We start from the raw sequence: 17,569 nt of genomic DNA, 5'->3' as shown, positions 1-17,569 counted from the left end.
AAGGGAGAAACCATCTATGAACAAGACATTGATCACGAATCCGATCATATGGGCGGACGTGCCGGATGTGGATGTCATCCGCGCAGAGGATGCTTATTATATGGTCAGCACCAGCATGCATTCGATGCCGGGTTGTCCGATCATGAGATCCGAGGATTTGATGCATTGGGAAATCGTTAGTTACGTATACGATACGCTCGAAGATAACGAGGCCCATCGTTTGGAAGACGGCCAAAATATATACGGGCAAGGATCCTGGGCGGCCAGCCTACGCTATCATCAGGGCAAATTCTATGTTTGTTTCTCCAGCAACGATACCAGGAAATTTTACTTGTACTGCACGGACAATATCGTTCAGGGGCCGTGGCAGCGTTCGGTCATCGACGGACTTCGGCATGATCCGGGCCTGCTCTTCGATGATGACCGCGTCTTCGTAATCTACGGCAACGGGGATATTTACATCACCGAGTTGACCGCGGATACCACGGCTCTTAAATCGGACGGAATCCACCAGCTGCTGTTCAAAACGGAAGCGGAGGGTATCGGACTTCGCTGCGAAGGCTGCCATGCCTATCGAATCAACGGTTATTATTATTTGCTGTTCATTGAATGGCCGAAAGCAGGCTTCGGCAACGGCCGGCGCAGACAAATCTGTTACCGGTCACGGGAATTGCTCGGCCCCTATGAACGAAGAATCGTATTGGATGACGATCTCGGATACCGTAACAAGGGAATTGCCCAGGGAGGAATATTCGACACGCCGGATGGCAAGTGGTACGCGATGCTGTTCCAGGATCATGATGCCGTCGGCAGAATCCCGTGCTTGGTGCCGGTGGCCTGGGAGGAGGATTGGCCGGTGTTCGGCATGGAAGGCAAGGTGCCGGAACGGTTTGATGTCGACTTGCCGCAAGGCGCGGCGAAGCCGCTCGTGATCAGCGACGAATTCGAATACGAATCGGATAAACTGGCGCTGAATTGGCAGTGGAACCACAACCCGGATCATCGGTCGTGGTCGGTGACCGAACGCCCCGGTTTTCTAAGACTGACGACGGGCAGCTTGGCTGCAGGCGTGCTTCAGGCGCGCAATACGTTAACGCAGCGTACGGAAGGGCCTGCTTGCATGGGATTGGCCTTGCTGGATACGGATCGTATGAAGCCGGGCGATCGAGCTGGGCTTGTTGCCCTGCAAAGCCATTTCGGCACCGTAGGCGTTAAGGTGGCAGAAAACGGCGACAAGTTCATCGGGATGAGCGTGAACGATGGGAATGGCCTAGAGAAGGAGCTGGAAACCGTACGTTTTCACGGCAGGGATGTGCATTTGAAAATCCATTTTGATTTTGAAAACAGCAAAGATGTGGCTTCCTTTCATTATTCTGTCGACGGGTCGGAGTGGATGCCGATCGGCGGAGAGCTGAACATGCGGTATACGTTGGATCACTTTATGGGTTATCGGATCGGGTTATTTTATTATGCCACCACGCAAATCGGCGGCCATGCCGACTTCGATTATTTCCGCTACGAAAAAGCCGAACGGTAGAGCAGGAGGATGACGAGCCATGTCAGACCATGGGACGACAGCGGCAAATGAAACGGAAGGCCCGGCCGCACCGCAGGATCCGGCAGTCGGACGCCGCGGACTGTACATCCTGTATGAGACGATAATCGAAGCGACGATTCGTCCCGATGGGAAGTATACGCAAGAGATTTACCTGGACGGGAGCCAACTCGTCGATAGAGCCCGATTTACGGGGGGTGTGACGGATGAAACCATTCTTGAGCTGCTAAAGAGCAGCAGCGGTCTCCGCCGGCTGGTGGACAGTATCGGGATCTCCGTTCATGCTCATGAACGAGACGTATCGAGCGCCCTATTCACATTTTGGAACCAGGGAAAAGCGAATCCATACGAAACGGGATTCCGGCAGAGTATAACCTGTCCAGCCAACGGAACGGAAACGCTCTTGGTTCTGGGCGACGACGAGGGTCGATATTCGGATGACCATGTTCCGGGCAAATTCGTCTTGGAGTTTGAGCGAGGGGGCGTGTTGGCAACGGCAAGCATCGTATTCTATCTTCGTGACGGTTACCAAGTTCCCGAGGTTGCAGCCGACCCGCCGGTCGATGTGGAATCACAAGCCTATCAAGACATGATTAAGAAATCGCTCATAAGCCCGGGCCATAACAAACGACTAAAAGCGGCGATCGAAAAAGCGAAGCGAGGCGAGCCCGTAACCATCGCCTACATCGGTGGTTCCATCACCCAAGGGGCCGGTGCTGTCCCGCTCCATTCCCAATGCTACGCATACCAATCCTATGACCTGTTCAAGCGAAGGTTTGCACCAGCCGCCGACAGCCCGATTCGTCTGATCAAAGCCGGCGTAGGCGGCACACCGTCGGAGCTGGGCATCGTCCGCTATGATCGGGATGTGCTTCGAGAAGGGGAGGTACAGCCGGATATCGTGATCGTCGAGTTTGCCGTCAACGACGCCGGCGACGAAACGAAAGGAAACTGTTACGAGAGCCTGGTCCTCAAGGCTCTTCGTGCCGATCACAAGCCGGCGGTGATTTTGCTGTTCAGCGTATTCGTGAACGACTGGAATCTTCAAGACCGGCTAGCCCCCGTAGGCTGGCATTACAACCTTCCGATGGTCAGCGTGAAGGATGCGGTCACGGAACAGTTTCGATACAGCAAGGAGCAAGTCAACGTGATTACGAAAAGGCAGTTTTTCTACGACATATATCATCCGACCAATGCAGGACATCGGGTGATGGCCGATTGTTTGGGCTGGTTATTCGAGGTAACCGATCGTTCCTCCATCGACGAGGAGGACCTGACGGATGTACAGCCTCCGCTGATCGGAAACGACTTCGCCTTAACGCAGCTGCTTGATCGCAGGAATGGCGACCGCATCGCCCGCATTGATCCTGGCGGTTTTTCGGACACCGACACGGATCTGCAAATGGCGGAGCTGGACGATCATGCATACGGCACGCCGCAATTCCCGCACAACTGGATGCACACGGCCGATTCCGGCAAGCACAGCTTCAAGATGACCTTCCGGAGCAAGAGTCTCATCCTTGTTTATAAAGACTCCGGCAGCCGGGAATTCGGGACCGCGAAGATATGGGTGGACGGGAAGCTGAAGAAGACCGCCGATCCGCTTGAAGTGAACTGGACCCACTGCAATGCTGTGATTTTATACAATGAGTCCAAGTCAGAAGAACATGTGGTAGAGATCCAAATGGCGGAAGGGCACGAGGATAAGCGATTCACGATTTTGGGCTTCGGTTACGTCCCGTAGGATTGCGATAGCTTAAAGTTCCAAGGGTAGGCTTGATTGGGCATTAACTGGCGCTAAATCAATAAGATGAAGGGGAGAGGAATATGAAGGAGACGGCACCGGCATTGGCTGGATACGATCGGCCGCGGGAACATATCGACAGGGGAATAATCGAAACGGTGGAATATGCATCCGAAACGGTAGGCAACTTTCGAAAGGCGACGATCTATACGCCACCAGGGTATGGCGATGATAAAACGTACAACGTGCTTTATTTATTGCATGGGATCGGTGGTGATGAGTCGGAATGGCACCGCCATGCGGATCCGCAGACGATTCTGGATAATCTATGCGCGGATGGGAAGCTCGCGCCGATGATCGTCGTTTTTCCTAATGGCCGTGCGATGCCGAACGATCGGGCTGAAGGGGACCTGTTTGATCCGGACAAAGTGAAAGCATTCGAGACGTTCGAATTTCGATTTGCTAAACGACCTGATTCCCTTTGTCGAGTCGCGTTATTCGGTATCGACAGGTCGGGAAAACCGTGCGATTGCGGGGTTGTCCATGGGCGGGGGGCAATCCTTGAATATCGGCTTGAAGCACCTCGACCGTTTCGCATGGATCGGCGCTTTTTCCCCGGCTCCCAATACGAAATCTCCTGAACAGCTCGTCCCGCATCCGGAAGAAGCGTCGGCCAGGCTCAAATTGCTGTGGCTTTCATGCGGCGACGAAGACAGTCTTAAGCCGATTAGCGACCGGACGCATGCGTATTTGGCGGAGCACCAGGTTCCACATATTTGGTTTGAGGAACCTGGCGGACATGATTGGTCCGTATGGAAGAGCGATTTGTATCATTTTTCTCAGCACCTTTTTAAAGATAGCTAATGTGCAAGGAAGCCTTGTCCGTTTATGGCCGGGCTTTTTACTTTCAGCCAAAATGACCGAAAGGCGAAAAGATCATGACGCTACTGCCGAAGGAAATCATGTCCATGTTGGACAGAAAAGGTACAAAAGCCGCTGATCTGGTGCACTGGATGGAGTGTGACCGGTTGCCGGACGGCGGCTATACGGACGGATATCTCGTCTTGTCCCGGGAATATCTTCACATCTTGCGTGGCAGCGTCACTTCGAAGGAGAAGACGTTTTCGAGTGATGCAGCCCGCCGGAGCAAGGACGCTGGCAAGCCGGGGAGAGACCGTTCCATCGATTGGGCATGGGAACGCATTCCCGTCGAACGATTGGAATCCCTGGTCATCGTTAATCTGGTCGCTTCCGGCATGGTCGTGGCCAAGGAGCGGGAAGAGCGAGTGATCGGCGCATTCACGAGCGGTCAAATGAAACAGGCCGTCCGATTTGCGGGAGCCTTCGACAAAATGAAGAAAAACGAGCGGTTGGAGGCCTTCGAACAAAACGAGGAATCGGAAGGGGCTTCCTGTCCGACATGCGGATTGATGTACCCTGAAGAAGGCAGGCCATTCTGCCCGAAATGCATGAAGAGGCATGCCGTCTTCGCACGTTTGCTGTCGTTTGCGGGCAAGTATAAGCTGTCCATCTTCTTTATCGTGTTGTTTATGCTGCTCAATTCGGCGACCGGTCTCGTCATTCCTTATTTTCAAGGCACGGTGCTTTTTGATCAGGCGCTTGCCGGAAGTGGCGCTTTCGCGGGGAAGATCGGTCTTGTCATTGTGATCATTCTCGCATTCCGAACGCTATCGCTGTTATTCGGGGTCTTGTTCGGCACCATTATCGCAAAACTGGCGGCAAAGGTCGCATTCGATTTGAAATCGGCCGTATTTACCGCGTTGCAGCGGTTGTCGCTCGATTTTTTCATGCGTAGGCAGACCGGTCATCTCATGACCCGAGTGAATAACGACGCACAGGAACTGCAATATTTCTTCGTAGACGGGCTTTCTTATTTCATCGTAAATGCGTTGAACATCATCGGCATCACCGCCGTGCTTCTTTGGATGGATTGGCGGCTTACGCTGATTTGCCTGCTGCCGATGCCGCTGGTCCTTTGGCTTGTCCGGAGCGCGTTTCCGAAGCTGTGGCGCTTGTCCTGGCGAAGGCACCGCAGGGTGAGCGCCCTGAATTCAATCATCAGCGATTCGGTTCGCGGCTCGCGGGTCGTCAAGGCATTCGGTAAAGAAAAGGTGGAGATCCGCCGCTTTCAGCGGGCGAACGATGCATTCTCCGGGGCCGAACAGCGTTTCAACAAATTGAGCGGAACCGTGTTCCCGGTGCTCAATTTTCTGACGCAGACGGGCGGGATCTTGATCTGGGCGTTCGGCGGTTGGTACGTGATGCAAGGCCGGATGTCGTTCGGCGCCGTGCTGACGTTCGTCAACTATATGATGATGCTGTACGGGCCGATTCAGTTCATGAACAATATCGTCGGCTGGTGGTCCAATTGCATGGCGGCGGCGCAGCGTATCTTCGAGATCCAGGATGCCGTGCCGGATGTAGCCGAGCGTCCTGGCGCCGTTCATTTGCCGGCGATGAAAGGCGATATCGTGGTCGATAACGTTTCGTTCGGCTACGAGCCGAACAAACCGATTTTGAAGCAGGTGTCCTTGTGCGCGAGACCGGGGCAGATGATCGGCGTCGTCGGCCATTCGGGTGCGGGGAAATCGACGCTTGTCAATCTGGTGTCGCGATTGTACGACGTAACCGAGGGGGAAATCCGGATCGACGGCGTCAATGTCAAGGATCTTTCGACAGCTTCACTACGGCGTCATATCGGGATCGTATCCCAGGATGTCTATGTGTTCTCGGGCAGCATCGCCGAAAATATCGCGTACGCCGATCCCGATTGCCAGGCGGAGGACATTCTGCATGCGGCCAAAATCGCGAATGCGCACGATTTCATCGAAAAGCTGCCGGACGGCTATGATACCCAGGTCGGATCGGGCGGTTACAGCTTGTCCGGCGGGGAGAAGCAGAGGCTGTCGATCGCCAGGGCTGTGCTGCACAACCCAAAGGTGCTCATTCTAGACGAGGCGACCGCCTCGCTCGATACGGAGACGGAGCTGCAAATTCAGCAGGCGCTCGATTCGCTTGTCAAAGGACGGACGACGATCGCGATCGCCCACCGGCTGTCCACGTTAAGGCAAGCCGATTTCTTGGTTGTGATGGATAAAGGCGTCATCGTCGAAGAGGGCACGCACGACGAGCTGATGGCGATGGAGGGCGTCTATAGGGAACTGGTCCGCAAACATGACGAAGCGCTCAGAATGAAGGGGGAGATCATCGCATGACGACGATGGACGAACATCGGGGGACAGAGCTGGCGGATGCGGCAGGCATCCGATATTTGACCCCGGGCAATACGGATTTTACGGAGACGAACGGACGTATGCTATCGGTCTGTACCGGGGGCGAAGTGCATTCGCCGGTTTACGTGCATTGTTCCTTTCCGCATACGAACCAGCGCTCATTCTTGTCGATTCGTACGGCGGATAACAAGGAGATCGGCATGATCCGCCATCTTGACGATTTTCCCCAAGGCACGGCCTCCCTGATTGAAAGGCAGATGATAATCCGTTATTTCACGCCGGCAATAACGAAGGTTATTGCCGTAACCGAGGAGTTCGGCTATTCCTATTGGGAAGTTGCAACGACTGCCGGACTGTGCAGGTTTACGGTGCGAAACGGCAGCGGCAACGTCAAGTTCGCGGCGGAGAACCGCCTGCTGATTATCGACGTCGACGGAAACCGATTCGTCATCCCTCAGGTGGACCGTCTGAGCGAAAAGGAATACCGAATGGTCGAAATGAGATTGTAAACGGCGGTAACGGAGGACAATCGATGAATTTGAATTTCACGCTTTCAGAGCAGGATCTAGCGGCGGTGCGGCAAGTCGTCGGAGCGGAGATCGCTTATTGCGTCCCGGCCGACCTGTCGCTGGAAGGGCGGCGGGTGGAAGGCTATCTTGCGATCGGCGGTGGCAGGTGGGCCTATGTGCAAGACGGCCAGGTGCGAGATGAGGGAAACATCGCGGACGCCAGCGATTATAAGCTGGTGCCGTTCGTTGGCAATGCAGTGCTCGAAGCCACGGAGAACGAGACGAAGCGAATCGTCGTCCGGGTGACGATGCAGCATGCGGCCAGGTACGGCTATATCGCCCAAATCTTGAATGACATGGCTGCCACTCGCCCCATCCGTATTTATCATGATGAAGCGGATCCGGTTTGTGCAGCTTGCGGACGATCGCTTGTCCCGGGTACGCGGGTGTGTCCCCGATGCATGAGCAGAACAGCCGCTTTCAAACGACTGCTTCTCGTGTCGAGAAGGCACTGGCGAGGCTTAATGCTTGGGCTTGGCGTTCTGATCGTCGCTTCGGGACTGGCGATGGCTGGACCCTATTTCCAGAAGCTACTCGTCAACGCTGCGCTGCTGCCCCCCGCCGGGCAAGAAGCGAACGTTAGGGTGTTCTTCCTTGCCCTCGCCGGGATGCTGTTCGCCCTGGCCTTCGGCGAGCTGCTCGGCATCGCCAAAAACCGGATCATGGCCAGCGTCAGTACGGGCATTGCGGCCGATTTGCGCAAAACGGTATTCGATCGGATTCAGAACATGTCGCTCGGATTTTTGACGTCCCAGCGGGCAGGAGACCTGATGAACAGGGTGACGGCCGATACGGACCGCATCCGTCATTTGATTCAGGAGATGTGCACAACGGCCATCTACCAACTGATCATCCTGGTCGCGTCAGCGGCGCTGCTCTTTACCGCCGATTGGCGGCTAGCGCTGGTCGTGCTCCTTCCCGCTCCGTTCGTTGCTTATCTGCACTACTATATTTGGAGACGCGTGCTGCACAAGCTGTTTCACAAGCAGTGGCGAATCTCCGATAAGGCGAACTCATTCCTTCACGACGTTTTAAGCGGCATCCGGGTCGTGAAGGCGTTCGGCCAGGAAGAGCGGGAAATCCGCAAATTCCGGAAATACAACGGCGAATTTGCCGCAGCCGCGATCAAGAGCGAGAAATTGTACAGCGTTTTATCGCCGATCTCGAATTATTTGATTCAGATCGGCCAATATCTCGTCCTCATGATCGGCTGCTACATGATTATCGGCCGGGAAATGAACGTTGGCGAACTGATTCAGTTCAGCGCTTACGCCGCAATGATATTCGGGCCGATCTCCTGGTTGATGTTCATGCCGCGCTGGATCGCGAATGCCGTCATATCTATGCATCGTGTATTCTCGGTGATCGACGAGCAGCCGGAAGTCATCGATGCAAAGAACGCGGTGGGCCACCGGATTCGGGGCTCGATCGAGTTCCGCGACGTTTTTTTCGGTTACCGATCGTATGAGCCTGTTCTGAAGGAAATCAACCTCACCGTGAAGCCGGGGGAGATGATCGGACTCGTCGGCCATTCTGGATCGGGCAAATCAACGACGATCAATCTGATTTCCCGTTTTTATGATGTGAACGAAGGGGAGATTCGGATCGACGATATCGATATCCGGATGATCCGGCAGGAAGATTTGCGCTCGCAGATCGGAGTCGTGCTGCAGGAGACGTTCCTGTTCAGCGGGACGATTGCGGAGAACATTCAGTATTCGAAGCCGGGCGCGAAACCGGAAGAAGTAATCGAGGCGGCCAAAATCGCGAACGCGCATGATTTTATCATCAATTTGCCCGACGGTTACGATACGAGGCTCGAAGAGAACGGGAACAATTTGTCTGGTGGCGAGCGTCAACGCATAGCGATCGCACGGGCCGTGCTGAACGATCCCCGAATCCTCATTCTGGACGAGGCAACGGCTTCGCTTGACATCGAGACGGAAGCGACCATCCAGGAAGCGCTGAAACGGGTGACGAAGAATCGCACGACGATCGCTATCGCGCATCGTCTATCCACGCTGCGAAATGCCGACCGGCTTATCGTCCTTGATAAGGGGCGGATCGCCGAAATCGGCACGCATCGAGAATTGATGAAAAAGCAGGGGATCTACTACAATCTGATCTCCGCCCAGCGCGGCATGTCCCGCAAGAGCGACCCTTCCGTGGTGGTATGACGCCGCCAGAAGCTTACTGTGAAATAGACGATATGGAAAACACAAAGATGGATCTTTATGAACGTTGGAGAAATTGAGCCAAGTTTCCTATTCTGAGCTGCTGCCCGACATAGTAAAGATTACACTGAACTGTTCATCCGGGTGACCCTTAGTCTGCAAGATAGCTGTGAAAAAACACGCTGTCGACCGGAGACAGGCTGAAACGGTTTAAGGGAGGGCTGAGAGGATAAGGGGCTGATCGAACCTATTTTCAATTCGGCCGATATTTACTTATTACCTCCAGCCAGCCGGGAGTGGATGGATGATTATGAGAAAGCGGTGCCGGGTCATCGCATAGAACGATCCCCAAATCACTTGACGAAGCAGCTCTTGTTGACGGAGAAGGTTATTTTTACATTCTCACGCATGTTATTTTTCCTTTATCCAAATCGGCCGTCATTGTGGTTGGGCTGTTTCAGTTTCTGGGTGTGTGGAACGATTTTTTGGGCCCGCTTGTTTACATCAACAAGGAATCTAAGTTCACGCTGGCGCTTGGCCTGCAGCAATTTATTGGCTATTACACAGCTCAATGGGAGTTGTTGATGGCGGCGGCCACGATGGTTCTCGTTCGGCCTATTATGCTGTTTATGTCAGGACAAAAGTACTTTATTAAAGGCATTGCGGTATCCGGGCTGAAAGATTAAAAGCTCGTTCTGCCGACATATCGAAGGGAGGAACTCAATGAAAGCATTGAGAGGCAAACAGGTCATTTTGAAAGAGCAAGAACTGATTCGCAGGGAACGAGCGAACAGAAGCTATCTGATGAAGCTGGACAGCGGTCATCTGTTGTTTAATTATCATTTGGAGGCCGGAAGATTTCATGGAAGAACGATTCCCGAAGGTGCGCACGGCGGTTGGGAAACGCCGGTCTGCCAATTGCGCGGCCATTTTCTTGGTCATTGGTTGTCTGGTGCGGCGTTGCATTATGAAGAAAGCGGCGACATCGAATTAAAGGCCAAACTGGATGCTATTGTGCATGAGTTGCATGAATGCCAACGCGATAACGGCGGTCAGTGGGTCGGTCCGATTCCCGAAAAATATCTGCACTGGATTGCAAGCGGAAAAAGCATCTGGGCGCCCCAATACAATTTGCACAAAATATTAATGGGGTTGGTCGATGCCTGGCAATATGCCGGTAATCGGCAGGCCCTGGATATCGTGGATCGGTTCGCGGACTGGTTTGTCGAATGGAGCGGCACATTCACAAGAGAGCAATTCGACGATATTCTCGATGTGGAGACAGGCGGAATGCTTGAGGTTTGGGCCGATCTGTTGCACATAACCGGAGCGGACAAATATCGTGTGCTGTTAGACCGGTATTATCGCAGTCGGCTCTTTCAACCCTTGCTGGAGGGCAAGGATCCGCTTACGAATATGCATGCTAACACTACGATACCGGAAGTGCTCGGCTGTGCGAGAGCTTATGAGGTTACCGGAGATGACAGGTGGCTGTCCATCGTCCAAGCGTATTGGAATTGCGCTGTAACGGAAAGGGGAAGCCTGGCGACAGGCGGTCAAACCGCTGGAGAGGTCTGGATGCCGAAGATGAAGATGAAGGCCCGCCTAGGTGACAAAAATCAGGAGCATTGTACTGTCTATAACATGATCCGACTAGCAGATTTCTTATTTCGTCAATCTGGCGACCCTACCTACGCGCAATATATCGAGTACAATCTATACAATGGCATTATGGCGCAAGCCTATTATCAGGAATATGGTTTGACTGGTAGTCAGCATAACTATCCTAGAACCGGCCTGCTGACCTATTTCCTCCCCATGAAGGCCGGTCTGCGCAAGGAGTGGAGCACGGAAACCGACAGCTTCTTCTGCTGCCACGGCACGATGGTTCAGGCGAATGCGGCCTGGAACATGGGGATTTATTATCAGGACGGGGATATCGTCTATATCAATCAATATTTCGATTCCGAGTTGGACACAAGTATCGCTGGAACCCTCATACGGATCGTACAGACGCAGGACAAAATGAGCGGGAGCCTCCTATCCTCGTCTAACACGGCCGGGTACCAAGCTATTAATGATACAGCGTCGATAAATGAAAATATACCTACTTTTCGCAAATACGATTTCATTGTATCTGCTGCCGCACCGACAACGTTCACGCTCCGCTTCCGCATACCTGAGTGGATCATGGCGGGAGCATCCGTGTACGTCAATGACGTTCTGCAGGGGACGACTCTGGACAGCGAGAACTTCTATGACATTCACAGAGCATGGAAGGAAGGCGATACCGTCTCGATTATGCTGCCAATCGGCATTCGGTTTGTTCCGCTACCGGACGACGAACGAACAGGTGCCTTCCGATACGGGCCAGAAGTGTTGGCAGGCTTGTGCGAATCAGAACAGCAGCTCTATATGTGGGATGAGGATATTGCGTCCGCTATCGAGAACGAAAATGAACGTGAATGGGGGAGTTGGCGGTATTTCTTCAAGACAGTCAACCAGGAACCTGCCATCACGTTCAAACGAATTCGGGATATCGGGTACGAACCTTATCAAATTTACTTCAAAGTAACGCGTACAAAATTATAGTGAAGAGAGAAAAATAAAAATATTCTGTGTGTCCAGCCGATCAACATCCATTCCTGCGATAGATCTAGGCTGAGGACCAGTACGATCAAACAGGAGGATACTGAGATCGGTAAAATTGCCATTTCCGTAATGGAGATTTGAGAGATGTAAGTTGTCGGAGGTTTCATATAACGTTCCTGTTCGGCGGGACGATCGGAGTGAATATTCATTACTCGAAGCCGGACTGCAAAGCTGGAAGAGATTATTCTTGAAAAGCCTTATCCGTTAGGAGGGAAGGAGCAGCGTATGGAAAATGAAATTCACAGCGTTCTCTGCTATACGAGAGAACCGCTTGAACCGGAAATCTATTCCCCGAAGCTTGCATATAGCATGCATCTCGCTTACACCGATGACGGAATGAGTTATCGGGAGCTTAATCACAACTCGGGGGTGCTGTTCGCTAAAGCCGCCGAGCGCTCAAACGCCACGCTGTCCGCCAAGAGTTTGAAGAATCCGTACCTGTTCCACATGGCTGACGGAAACTTTGGCGTACTGGCCATTCGGACGGAAGCGGACGGTTCTCCCGATCAGCAGAGCAAGGGCTCGGTGCTTTTGTTCACTTCCCCGGACTTGCTGCAGTATCGGGAGCTCGGTCTGTTGAACCTAACGAACGGGCTTCATGTACAAGATATCATGTGCGAATATGAACATGCTTCCCGAAGGTATATCCTTCGTTGGCGTGAAGAAGACGGTAGGTATTATCAAAGGGAAATGGCGGACGTGACATGCCCGGACGACGCTGCCAAGCCGAAGCCGTGCGAAGCTTTCACGCTAAGCCCGAGACGCGTCGACATTGAAGGAGCAGTGCCCCGCAATGCGATTCGTGTATCGCGAGGCGTGGCTCAGAGGCTGATTCATAAGCTTACGGTACCGGTTCATGTGCGTAATGAACTGCCGGAGCGTGTGGCCGTTACGTCCAAAGAACAGTTACAAGCCGTTAAAGTGACGGCGATATACAGTGATGGCACAACCGCGATCAAGCCGATTGAGTGGGATGCGTCCGAGATCGATTGGAGCCGTCCCGGAACTTATCGCATTTCTGGAAGCATTCGGCAGGATCGCTATACGTTTCCTATGGCGATGAACCGTGCCGACCCTTGCATTGCGCAGTGGGACGGAAGGTATTATTTTGTCGCGACCAATGATGCCGACGGCAACCATACGATATCGATCCGGGAGGCGGATTCCATATTCGGTCTGGTCTCGGCAGAAGAAACCAAAATCCTGGATTCAGGCATGCATGATCATCTGAAGCGATTTCTGTGGGCGCCTGAGCTTCATGGCATCGGCGGCGATCTGTATATTTTTCTTGCCGGCAGCAGCGGCGAGTTCAAAGACATTCAATCGCATGTTATGCGGTTAAAGAATGGCGGCAATCCGAGAATGGCTGCGGATTGGGGGACCCCGATCCGGGTCGCCAGGCATGACGGAAGCCCGCTGTTTCAAGCCGGCATAACGCTGGACATGACCGTATTAGAGCGGAAAGGCCGTTTATATGTGCTCTGGGCGCAAAGGGAATTGGTACCGCATGACCTGGGCTCGTGGATCTATATCGCCGAGACGGATCAGAGGGAACCGTGGAGACTGATATCGGAGCCTGTCCTGCTGTCCAAGCCCGATTACGGCTGGGCGAACAATCAAACGTTCGTGGAGGAAGGGCCCTTTGCACTCATGACAGACCGGAAGATCTTCGTGACGATATCCGGTGCTCTGGTCGATGCCACGTATTGCGTCGGCATGCTCACCGTCAATTCTGACGCTGATTTGCTTGACCCGAACCAATGGACGAAGCGAAATTACCCGCTGCTAACCTCCAGAAGCGTGCCGGGCGAATACGGGCCAGGACACAATTCTTATGTGAAGGACGAGGAAGGAACGATCTGGAGCGTATATCACGCTCGTCCAGGCATCGGAGAGCCCCGCTGCTCGGGTCTCCGTCGCGTGCATTTCGACGTTGACGGTGAACCGATGCTGGGCTTGACGGAAGAGAAGGACCTGAATCCAGCGCTTGCGTCCGTATACCTGGATGTGCAGGTGGAAGCATTGGTGGAAGGCTGACGGAACAACAACTTTTCTGGGTTTGTGCGAATTGTTGAACATGAAGAACAAAAGAAGCGCCGTGTTCCCGTGTGCGGGTACGCAGCGCTTCTTTTGCGTTTTGACGATGTGAACCCGAGGTTAATCCTTTGCCAATGATGAATTCAGATTGGGCACACCGTCTAGCCGATGCTCATGCGCTTTCCACTTTCCGGCCCTTTGCGTTGCCCAGAGCATCAACACTTTTAGAATTTACAAATCATGTTTAGTTTCTCTCTGGTCCGTTAAAGCAAGCAGTTATATGATCTTGGTAGCTACAAAATGTAAGCGCTGCAACATGAATGCAGCCATGACCAAGGGAGGGGAATAACGCATGTGGATGCGTAAGATCAGTCTGCTGTTCTGCAGCCTGATTCTGGTGATCATGACGGCATGCAGCAGCGGTTCGGGCGGTGATCTGAAGTCGAGCGAACCCGGCATAGCGAATGAGGCCGTCAACGAGCCTGGAGTGAAAGACGAGGAACGGGCAGACGAACCAAGCGCCCAAGAAGACATAACCGGTACGCCGGAAATGGATTTTGATATGGGCGGCAGCACCATCAAATGGGTGTCCTGGTATGACGAGTCCATTCAGGAAGACAACCCTGACAACATTAATCGGAAACGAAATTTGGAAGAGTTAATGGAAAAGCATAATTTTAAAATGGAATACGTAACCGTGGATTTCGGCGAATATCAGGACAAGGTGACAGCTTCGCTGGTAGCGGGCGAACCGATCGGCGATATCATCCGGGTTGCAAGGCCATGGATGATTCCGACGCTGGTCAATCAAGGTTTGTTCGCGCCAGTGGATGAATACACCAAGAATGAGAAGGTATTCATACAGCAGTACACGAACGAGTACTCCCAATACGAAGGAAGAGGCTACGGATTTCGGACCGGCATCAACGGCGCATCATCCGGCATTTTCTATAATCGCACGCTAATGAATCAATTGGGCATAAAGCCGTTGCAGGAATACGTCAACGAAGACAACTGGAACTGGGACACATTCATTCAAGTCGCGAAAGAAGCGAACAAAGATTCAAATAACGACGGCAAGTTGGATATTTGGGGGCTTGCAACCGCTTCCCTGCTGGTTCCTGCCATGGCTTCGAACGAGGCGAATCTGGTCATTCTCGATCAGCAAGGACTCGAGGATCCAAAAACCTTGGAAGTATTGAACTTCTTATCGCGACTTGCAACCGAGGCGGTTGGCAGGCCTACGGAAGGAGGGGACTGGACTGAGGCGGGCCAATTTTTCCGCCAAGGCAACACATTGATGCTTGCCGGCAGCGACTATGAAATGGAGAACTTCAAGCAGGACATGCCGGATTACGATATCGGCTTTCTTCCATTCCCGAAAGGGCCAAGCGCCACAGGGTATCATTCGCATAATACGATCCCAAACTACTTGACGATTCCAAGCGCGGTGGAGCATCCCGAACGACTGGTCTACATTTATGAGAAAATCAACGATATCGACTCGATCTACGACTATCCGAAACAATCTACGCTGGAGACTTTATTCAGCAACGAGGACGATATTGAAAATGCCAAGATGGCCGGTGAGAGCATTAAAGTGATCGATACCGAGAGCGGATATCCATCGATGCCTTATTACGATTTTATAGGGGAGATCATGGAAGGCATCCCGGTTTCGACGGTCGTCGAGAAATACAAAGCGCCGTTCCAGGCCGCGATTGATACAGTTTGGAAAAAGTGAGCAGGGATCGTCAAGCATAACAGCTGCCCTCGCATCCTCTTTCGATTAGGAGGGCGGCTTCAGGTAAAGCCATTCGTGTTGGAAAGCGATTTCGATTAATGCCTCTTAATGGCAGAGGGAGGATAGCCTTTCGATTCCTTGAACACTTTGCTGAAATAGGAAAGGTCATAAAAACCGCAGCATTCCGCGGCTTCCGTTACAGTACAATTGCCGGTCGCCAGCATGATTTCAGCATTATTTACGCGAACGCGCTGCAGGTATTCCTTGTAGGTCGAACCGGTGTTTATTTTGAATAGTTTTCCTAAATAAACGGGGTGAAGATTGAACTGCTCGGCAAAATCGTTTATTGACAAGTCCTCGGCATAGTGTTCTTCGATGAATGCGGTCAGTTTCTTGATCCGCGGATCCATATGCAGGATCGTTTGGCGATGCATGGCGTGAAGCAGCCGGTGGAGAATGAGTTCGAACAATGCACGTGCATGAATCATATAAAACGGTTGTTTATTCATCCACACGTGGTTGAACTCCCGGATGTAGGCAAGAATCTCCTTGGTGATCAATTTCTTTGTGACCACGCCAAACGGAAGCCGGATATAATTATGCGGATCGGCCCAGAAAAAATTGAACGGATACGCATGCATGGGCGATTCCTTACATGTATGGGCTTCTCGTACGCTTCCTCCGGGAACGTATACCAGGTCGCCTGCTTCGACTGCAAATTTTTTGCCGTTAATGTAGTAGTTTGCCCGGCCCTCAACAACGAACGTCAAATCATGAAATCCGATTCGGGACTTCTGAATTTTCCAATCCGGATAACATTTACGGTCTACGAACAGAAAGATATTCGGTACGAGATGAGGGTGATATTCAAGCTCCATGCGAAAATCGCCTCCTTTTAAAAAATTGTAACGTCTTAATGAACTTTTACAACCTGTGATTGGATTGTAATTTTACTATGGAATCGCCGCTTGCGATTATCGAAATTTTCAGCTAAGAAAGGGAATGGTCGAATGATCACGTTAACCGGGTTTGCGGATGAGATCTCCCCGGATTTGGAGGAACAGCTGGATGTCCTTGAATCCGAAAGCATCCGTTATCTTGAGCTTCGAGGCGTATGGGGGAAAAACGTGCTGCAGTTGACGGAAGAAGAGTTGTCTGGCATAAAAGAACGATTATCGCAGCGGGGGGTCGGAGTCTCCTCAATCGGATCGCCGATCGGGAAAATCCAAATCACCGACGACTTTGAACCTCATCTCGAACATGCCAAGCATGCCGTTCGTTTGGCTAAGTATTTCCAAGCGCCTTATGTCCGCGTGTTTTCCTTTTACATTCCCGACGGAGACCACGAGAAATATCGGCCAGAGGTAATACGGCGCATGCTTCGGCTCGCTCAGTTGGCACAGCAGGAAGGCATTGTACTGCTTCATGAAAACGAAAGCCATATTTACGGAGACACCGGCGAGCGATGCTTGGAGTTGCTTCAATCAGTTTCGTCCCCCCATTTGCGGGCGGCATTCGATCCGGCGAATTTCGTGCAGTGCGGCGTGAAACCCGTAGGCGAGGCCTACCCATTGGTCGGCGAATATACGGCGTATATCCATGTCAAAGACGCCATGATGGGGAAGGGGATGGTCGTGCCCGCAGGCGATGGAGACGGCGAGCTACGTCTGCTCCTTCAAGAGCTTAGCCGCAGGCGGTATTCCGGCTTTCTGTCCTTGGAGCCGCATCTGCGGGCCGACGGAAGGTTCGAGGGATTCACGAATCCCCAACTATTCGTCGAGGCTTCCAAAGCGATAAAGCGATTGCTAGCTGAGGAAGGGATGGAGTGGAATTGAAAGGC

Annotated in this window: 12 protein-coding genes and 1 pseudogene; 12 read left to right on the top strand and 1 reads right to left on the bottom strand. The window is 52.6% G+C overall.

Annotation, left to right across the window (positions count from 1 at the left end):
- The first annotated feature begins 16 nt into the window (after positions 1 to 16).
- From RB298_RS13805 to RB298_RS13755, 11 genes and pseudogenes are all read left to right on the top strand, one after another.
- A complete protein-coding gene (locus tag RB298_RS13805; protein ID WP_486047365.1) occupies positions 17 to 1,537 on the top strand; it encodes a glycoside hydrolase family 43 protein in 1,521 nt (506 codons plus the stop codon).
- A gap of 19 nt (positions 1,538 to 1,556) precedes the next feature.
- Complete coding sequence (locus RB298_RS13800; protein WP_486047364.1) at positions 1,557 to 3,299, top strand: SGNH/GDSL hydrolase family protein; 1,743 nt, start codon at positions 1,557 to 1,559, stop codon at positions 3,297 to 3,299.
- Positions 3,300 to 3,382: 83 nt separating this feature from the next.
- Positions 3,383 to 3,631 (top strand): annotated as a pseudogene (locus RB298_RS13795) (esterase family protein); the annotation flags it as partial.
- Between the two features lie 127 nt (positions 3,632 to 3,758).
- Positions 3,759 to 4,163 carry an alpha/beta hydrolase gene (locus tag RB298_RS13790; protein ID WP_486047363.1) on the top strand — a complete coding sequence of 135 codons (405 nt, stop codon included), beginning with the start codon at positions 3,759 to 3,761 and terminating at the stop codon, positions 4,161 to 4,163.
- A gap of 104 nt (positions 4,164 to 4,267) precedes the next feature.
- Entirely contained in the window at positions 4,268 to 6,535 is a 2,268-nt protein-coding gene (locus RB298_RS13785; RefSeq protein WP_486047362.1) for an ABC transporter ATP-binding protein, read from the top strand.
- On the top strand, positions 6,532 to 7,062 hold the full coding sequence (locus tag RB298_RS13780; protein ID WP_192571786.1) for a DUF1854 domain-containing protein: 531 nt from the start codon (positions 6,532 to 6,534) through the stop codon (positions 7,060 to 7,062). Before RB298_RS13785 ends, RB298_RS13780 begins: the two co-directional genes overlap by 4 nt.
- Before the next feature lie 23 nt (positions 7,063 to 7,085).
- Complete coding sequence (locus tag RB298_RS13775) at positions 7,086 to 9,299, top strand: ABC transporter ATP-binding protein (protein WP_486047361.1); 2,214 nt, start codon at positions 7,086 to 7,088, stop codon at positions 9,297 to 9,299.
- Positions 9,300 to 9,640: 341 nt separating this feature from the next.
- On the top strand, positions 9,641 to 9,982 hold the full coding sequence (locus RB298_RS13770) for a carbohydrate ABC transporter permease (RefSeq protein WP_486047435.1): 342 nt from the start codon (positions 9,641 to 9,643) through the stop codon (positions 9,980 to 9,982).
- Between the two features lie 37 nt (positions 9,983 to 10,019).
- Entirely contained in the window at positions 10,020 to 11,888 is a 1,869-nt protein-coding gene (locus tag RB298_RS13765; RefSeq protein ID WP_096773840.1) for a beta-L-arabinofuranosidase domain-containing protein, read from the top strand.
- A 285-nt stretch (positions 11,889 to 12,173) separates the two neighbouring features.
- Positions 12,174 to 13,985 (top strand): family 43 glycosylhydrolase, encoded by a 1,812-nt coding sequence (locus RB298_RS13760; RefSeq protein ID WP_486047360.1) that lies wholly within the window; start codon positions 12,174 to 12,176, stop codon positions 13,983 to 13,985.
- A gap of 352 nt (positions 13,986 to 14,337) precedes the next feature.
- Positions 14,338 to 15,729, top strand: a complete 1,392-nt coding sequence (locus RB298_RS13755) for an ABC transporter substrate-binding protein (protein ID WP_277745916.1) — start codon at positions 14,338 to 14,340, stop codon at positions 15,727 to 15,729.
- Positions 15,730 to 15,824: 95 nt separating this feature from the next.
- On the opposite strand, the gene RB298_RS13750 is transcribed toward RB298_RS13755, so the two are convergent.
- On the bottom strand, positions 15,825 to 16,607 hold the full coding sequence (locus tag RB298_RS13750; RefSeq protein ID WP_096773837.1) for a helix-turn-helix domain-containing protein: 783 nt from the start codon (positions 16,605 to 16,607) through the stop codon (positions 15,825 to 15,827).
- A 132-nt stretch (positions 16,608 to 16,739) separates the two neighbouring features.
- Between RB298_RS13750 and RB298_RS13745 the strand changes: the two genes are divergently transcribed.
- Positions 16,740 to 17,564: a sugar phosphate isomerase/epimerase family protein gene (locus RB298_RS13745; RefSeq protein WP_486047359.1), complete on the top strand. Its 825-nt coding sequence runs from the start codon at positions 16,740 to 16,742 to the stop codon at positions 17,562 to 17,564.
- Positions 17,565 to 17,569 lie beyond the last annotated feature (5 nt).

The sequence above is a fragment of the Priestia sp. BR_2 genome, from assembly GCF_041954005.1.
GTDB lineage: Bacteria > Bacillota > Bacilli > Paenibacillales > Paenibacillaceae > Paenibacillus_AQ > Paenibacillus_AQ lautus_A.
This window is presented reverse-complemented; position numbering and strand designations above follow the sequence as displayed.

Excerpts from the sequence above, each read along its gene's own strand:
- RB298_RS13745 (WP_486047359.1), top strand. The coding sequence starts at position 16,740 with ATGATCACGTTAACCGGGTTTGCGGATGAGATCTCCCCGGATTTGGAG.
- RB298_RS13805 (WP_486047365.1), top strand. The coding sequence starts at position 17 with ATGAACAAGACATTGATCACGAATCCGATCATATGGGCGGACGTGCCG.
- RB298_RS13775 (WP_486047361.1), top strand. The coding sequence starts at position 7,086 with ATGAATTTGAATTTCACGCTTTCAGAGCAGGATCTAGCGGCGGTGCGG.
- RB298_RS13765 (WP_096773840.1), top strand. The coding sequence starts at position 10,020 with ATGAAAGCATTGAGAGGCAAACAGGTCATTTTGAAAGAGCAAGAACTG.
- RB298_RS13785 (WP_486047362.1), top strand. The coding sequence starts at position 4,268 with ATGTTGGACAGAAAAGGTACAAAAGCCGCTGATCTGGTGCACTGGATG.
- RB298_RS13800 (WP_486047364.1), top strand. The coding sequence starts at position 1,557 with ATGTCAGACCATGGGACGACAGCGGCAAATGAAACGGAAGGCCCGGCC.
- RB298_RS13750 (WP_096773837.1), bottom strand. The coding sequence starts at position 16,607 with ATGGAGCTTGAATATCACCCTCATCTCGTACCGAATATCTTTCTGTTC.
- RB298_RS13780 (WP_192571786.1), top strand. The coding sequence starts at position 6,532 with ATGACGACGATGGACGAACATCGGGGGACAGAGCTGGCGGATGCGGCA.
- RB298_RS13760 (WP_486047360.1), top strand. The coding sequence starts at position 12,174 with ATGGAAAATGAAATTCACAGCGTTCTCTGCTATACGAGAGAACCGCTT.
- RB298_RS13755 (WP_277745916.1), top strand. The coding sequence starts at position 14,338 with ATGTGGATGCGTAAGATCAGTCTGCTGTTCTGCAGCCTGATTCTGGTG.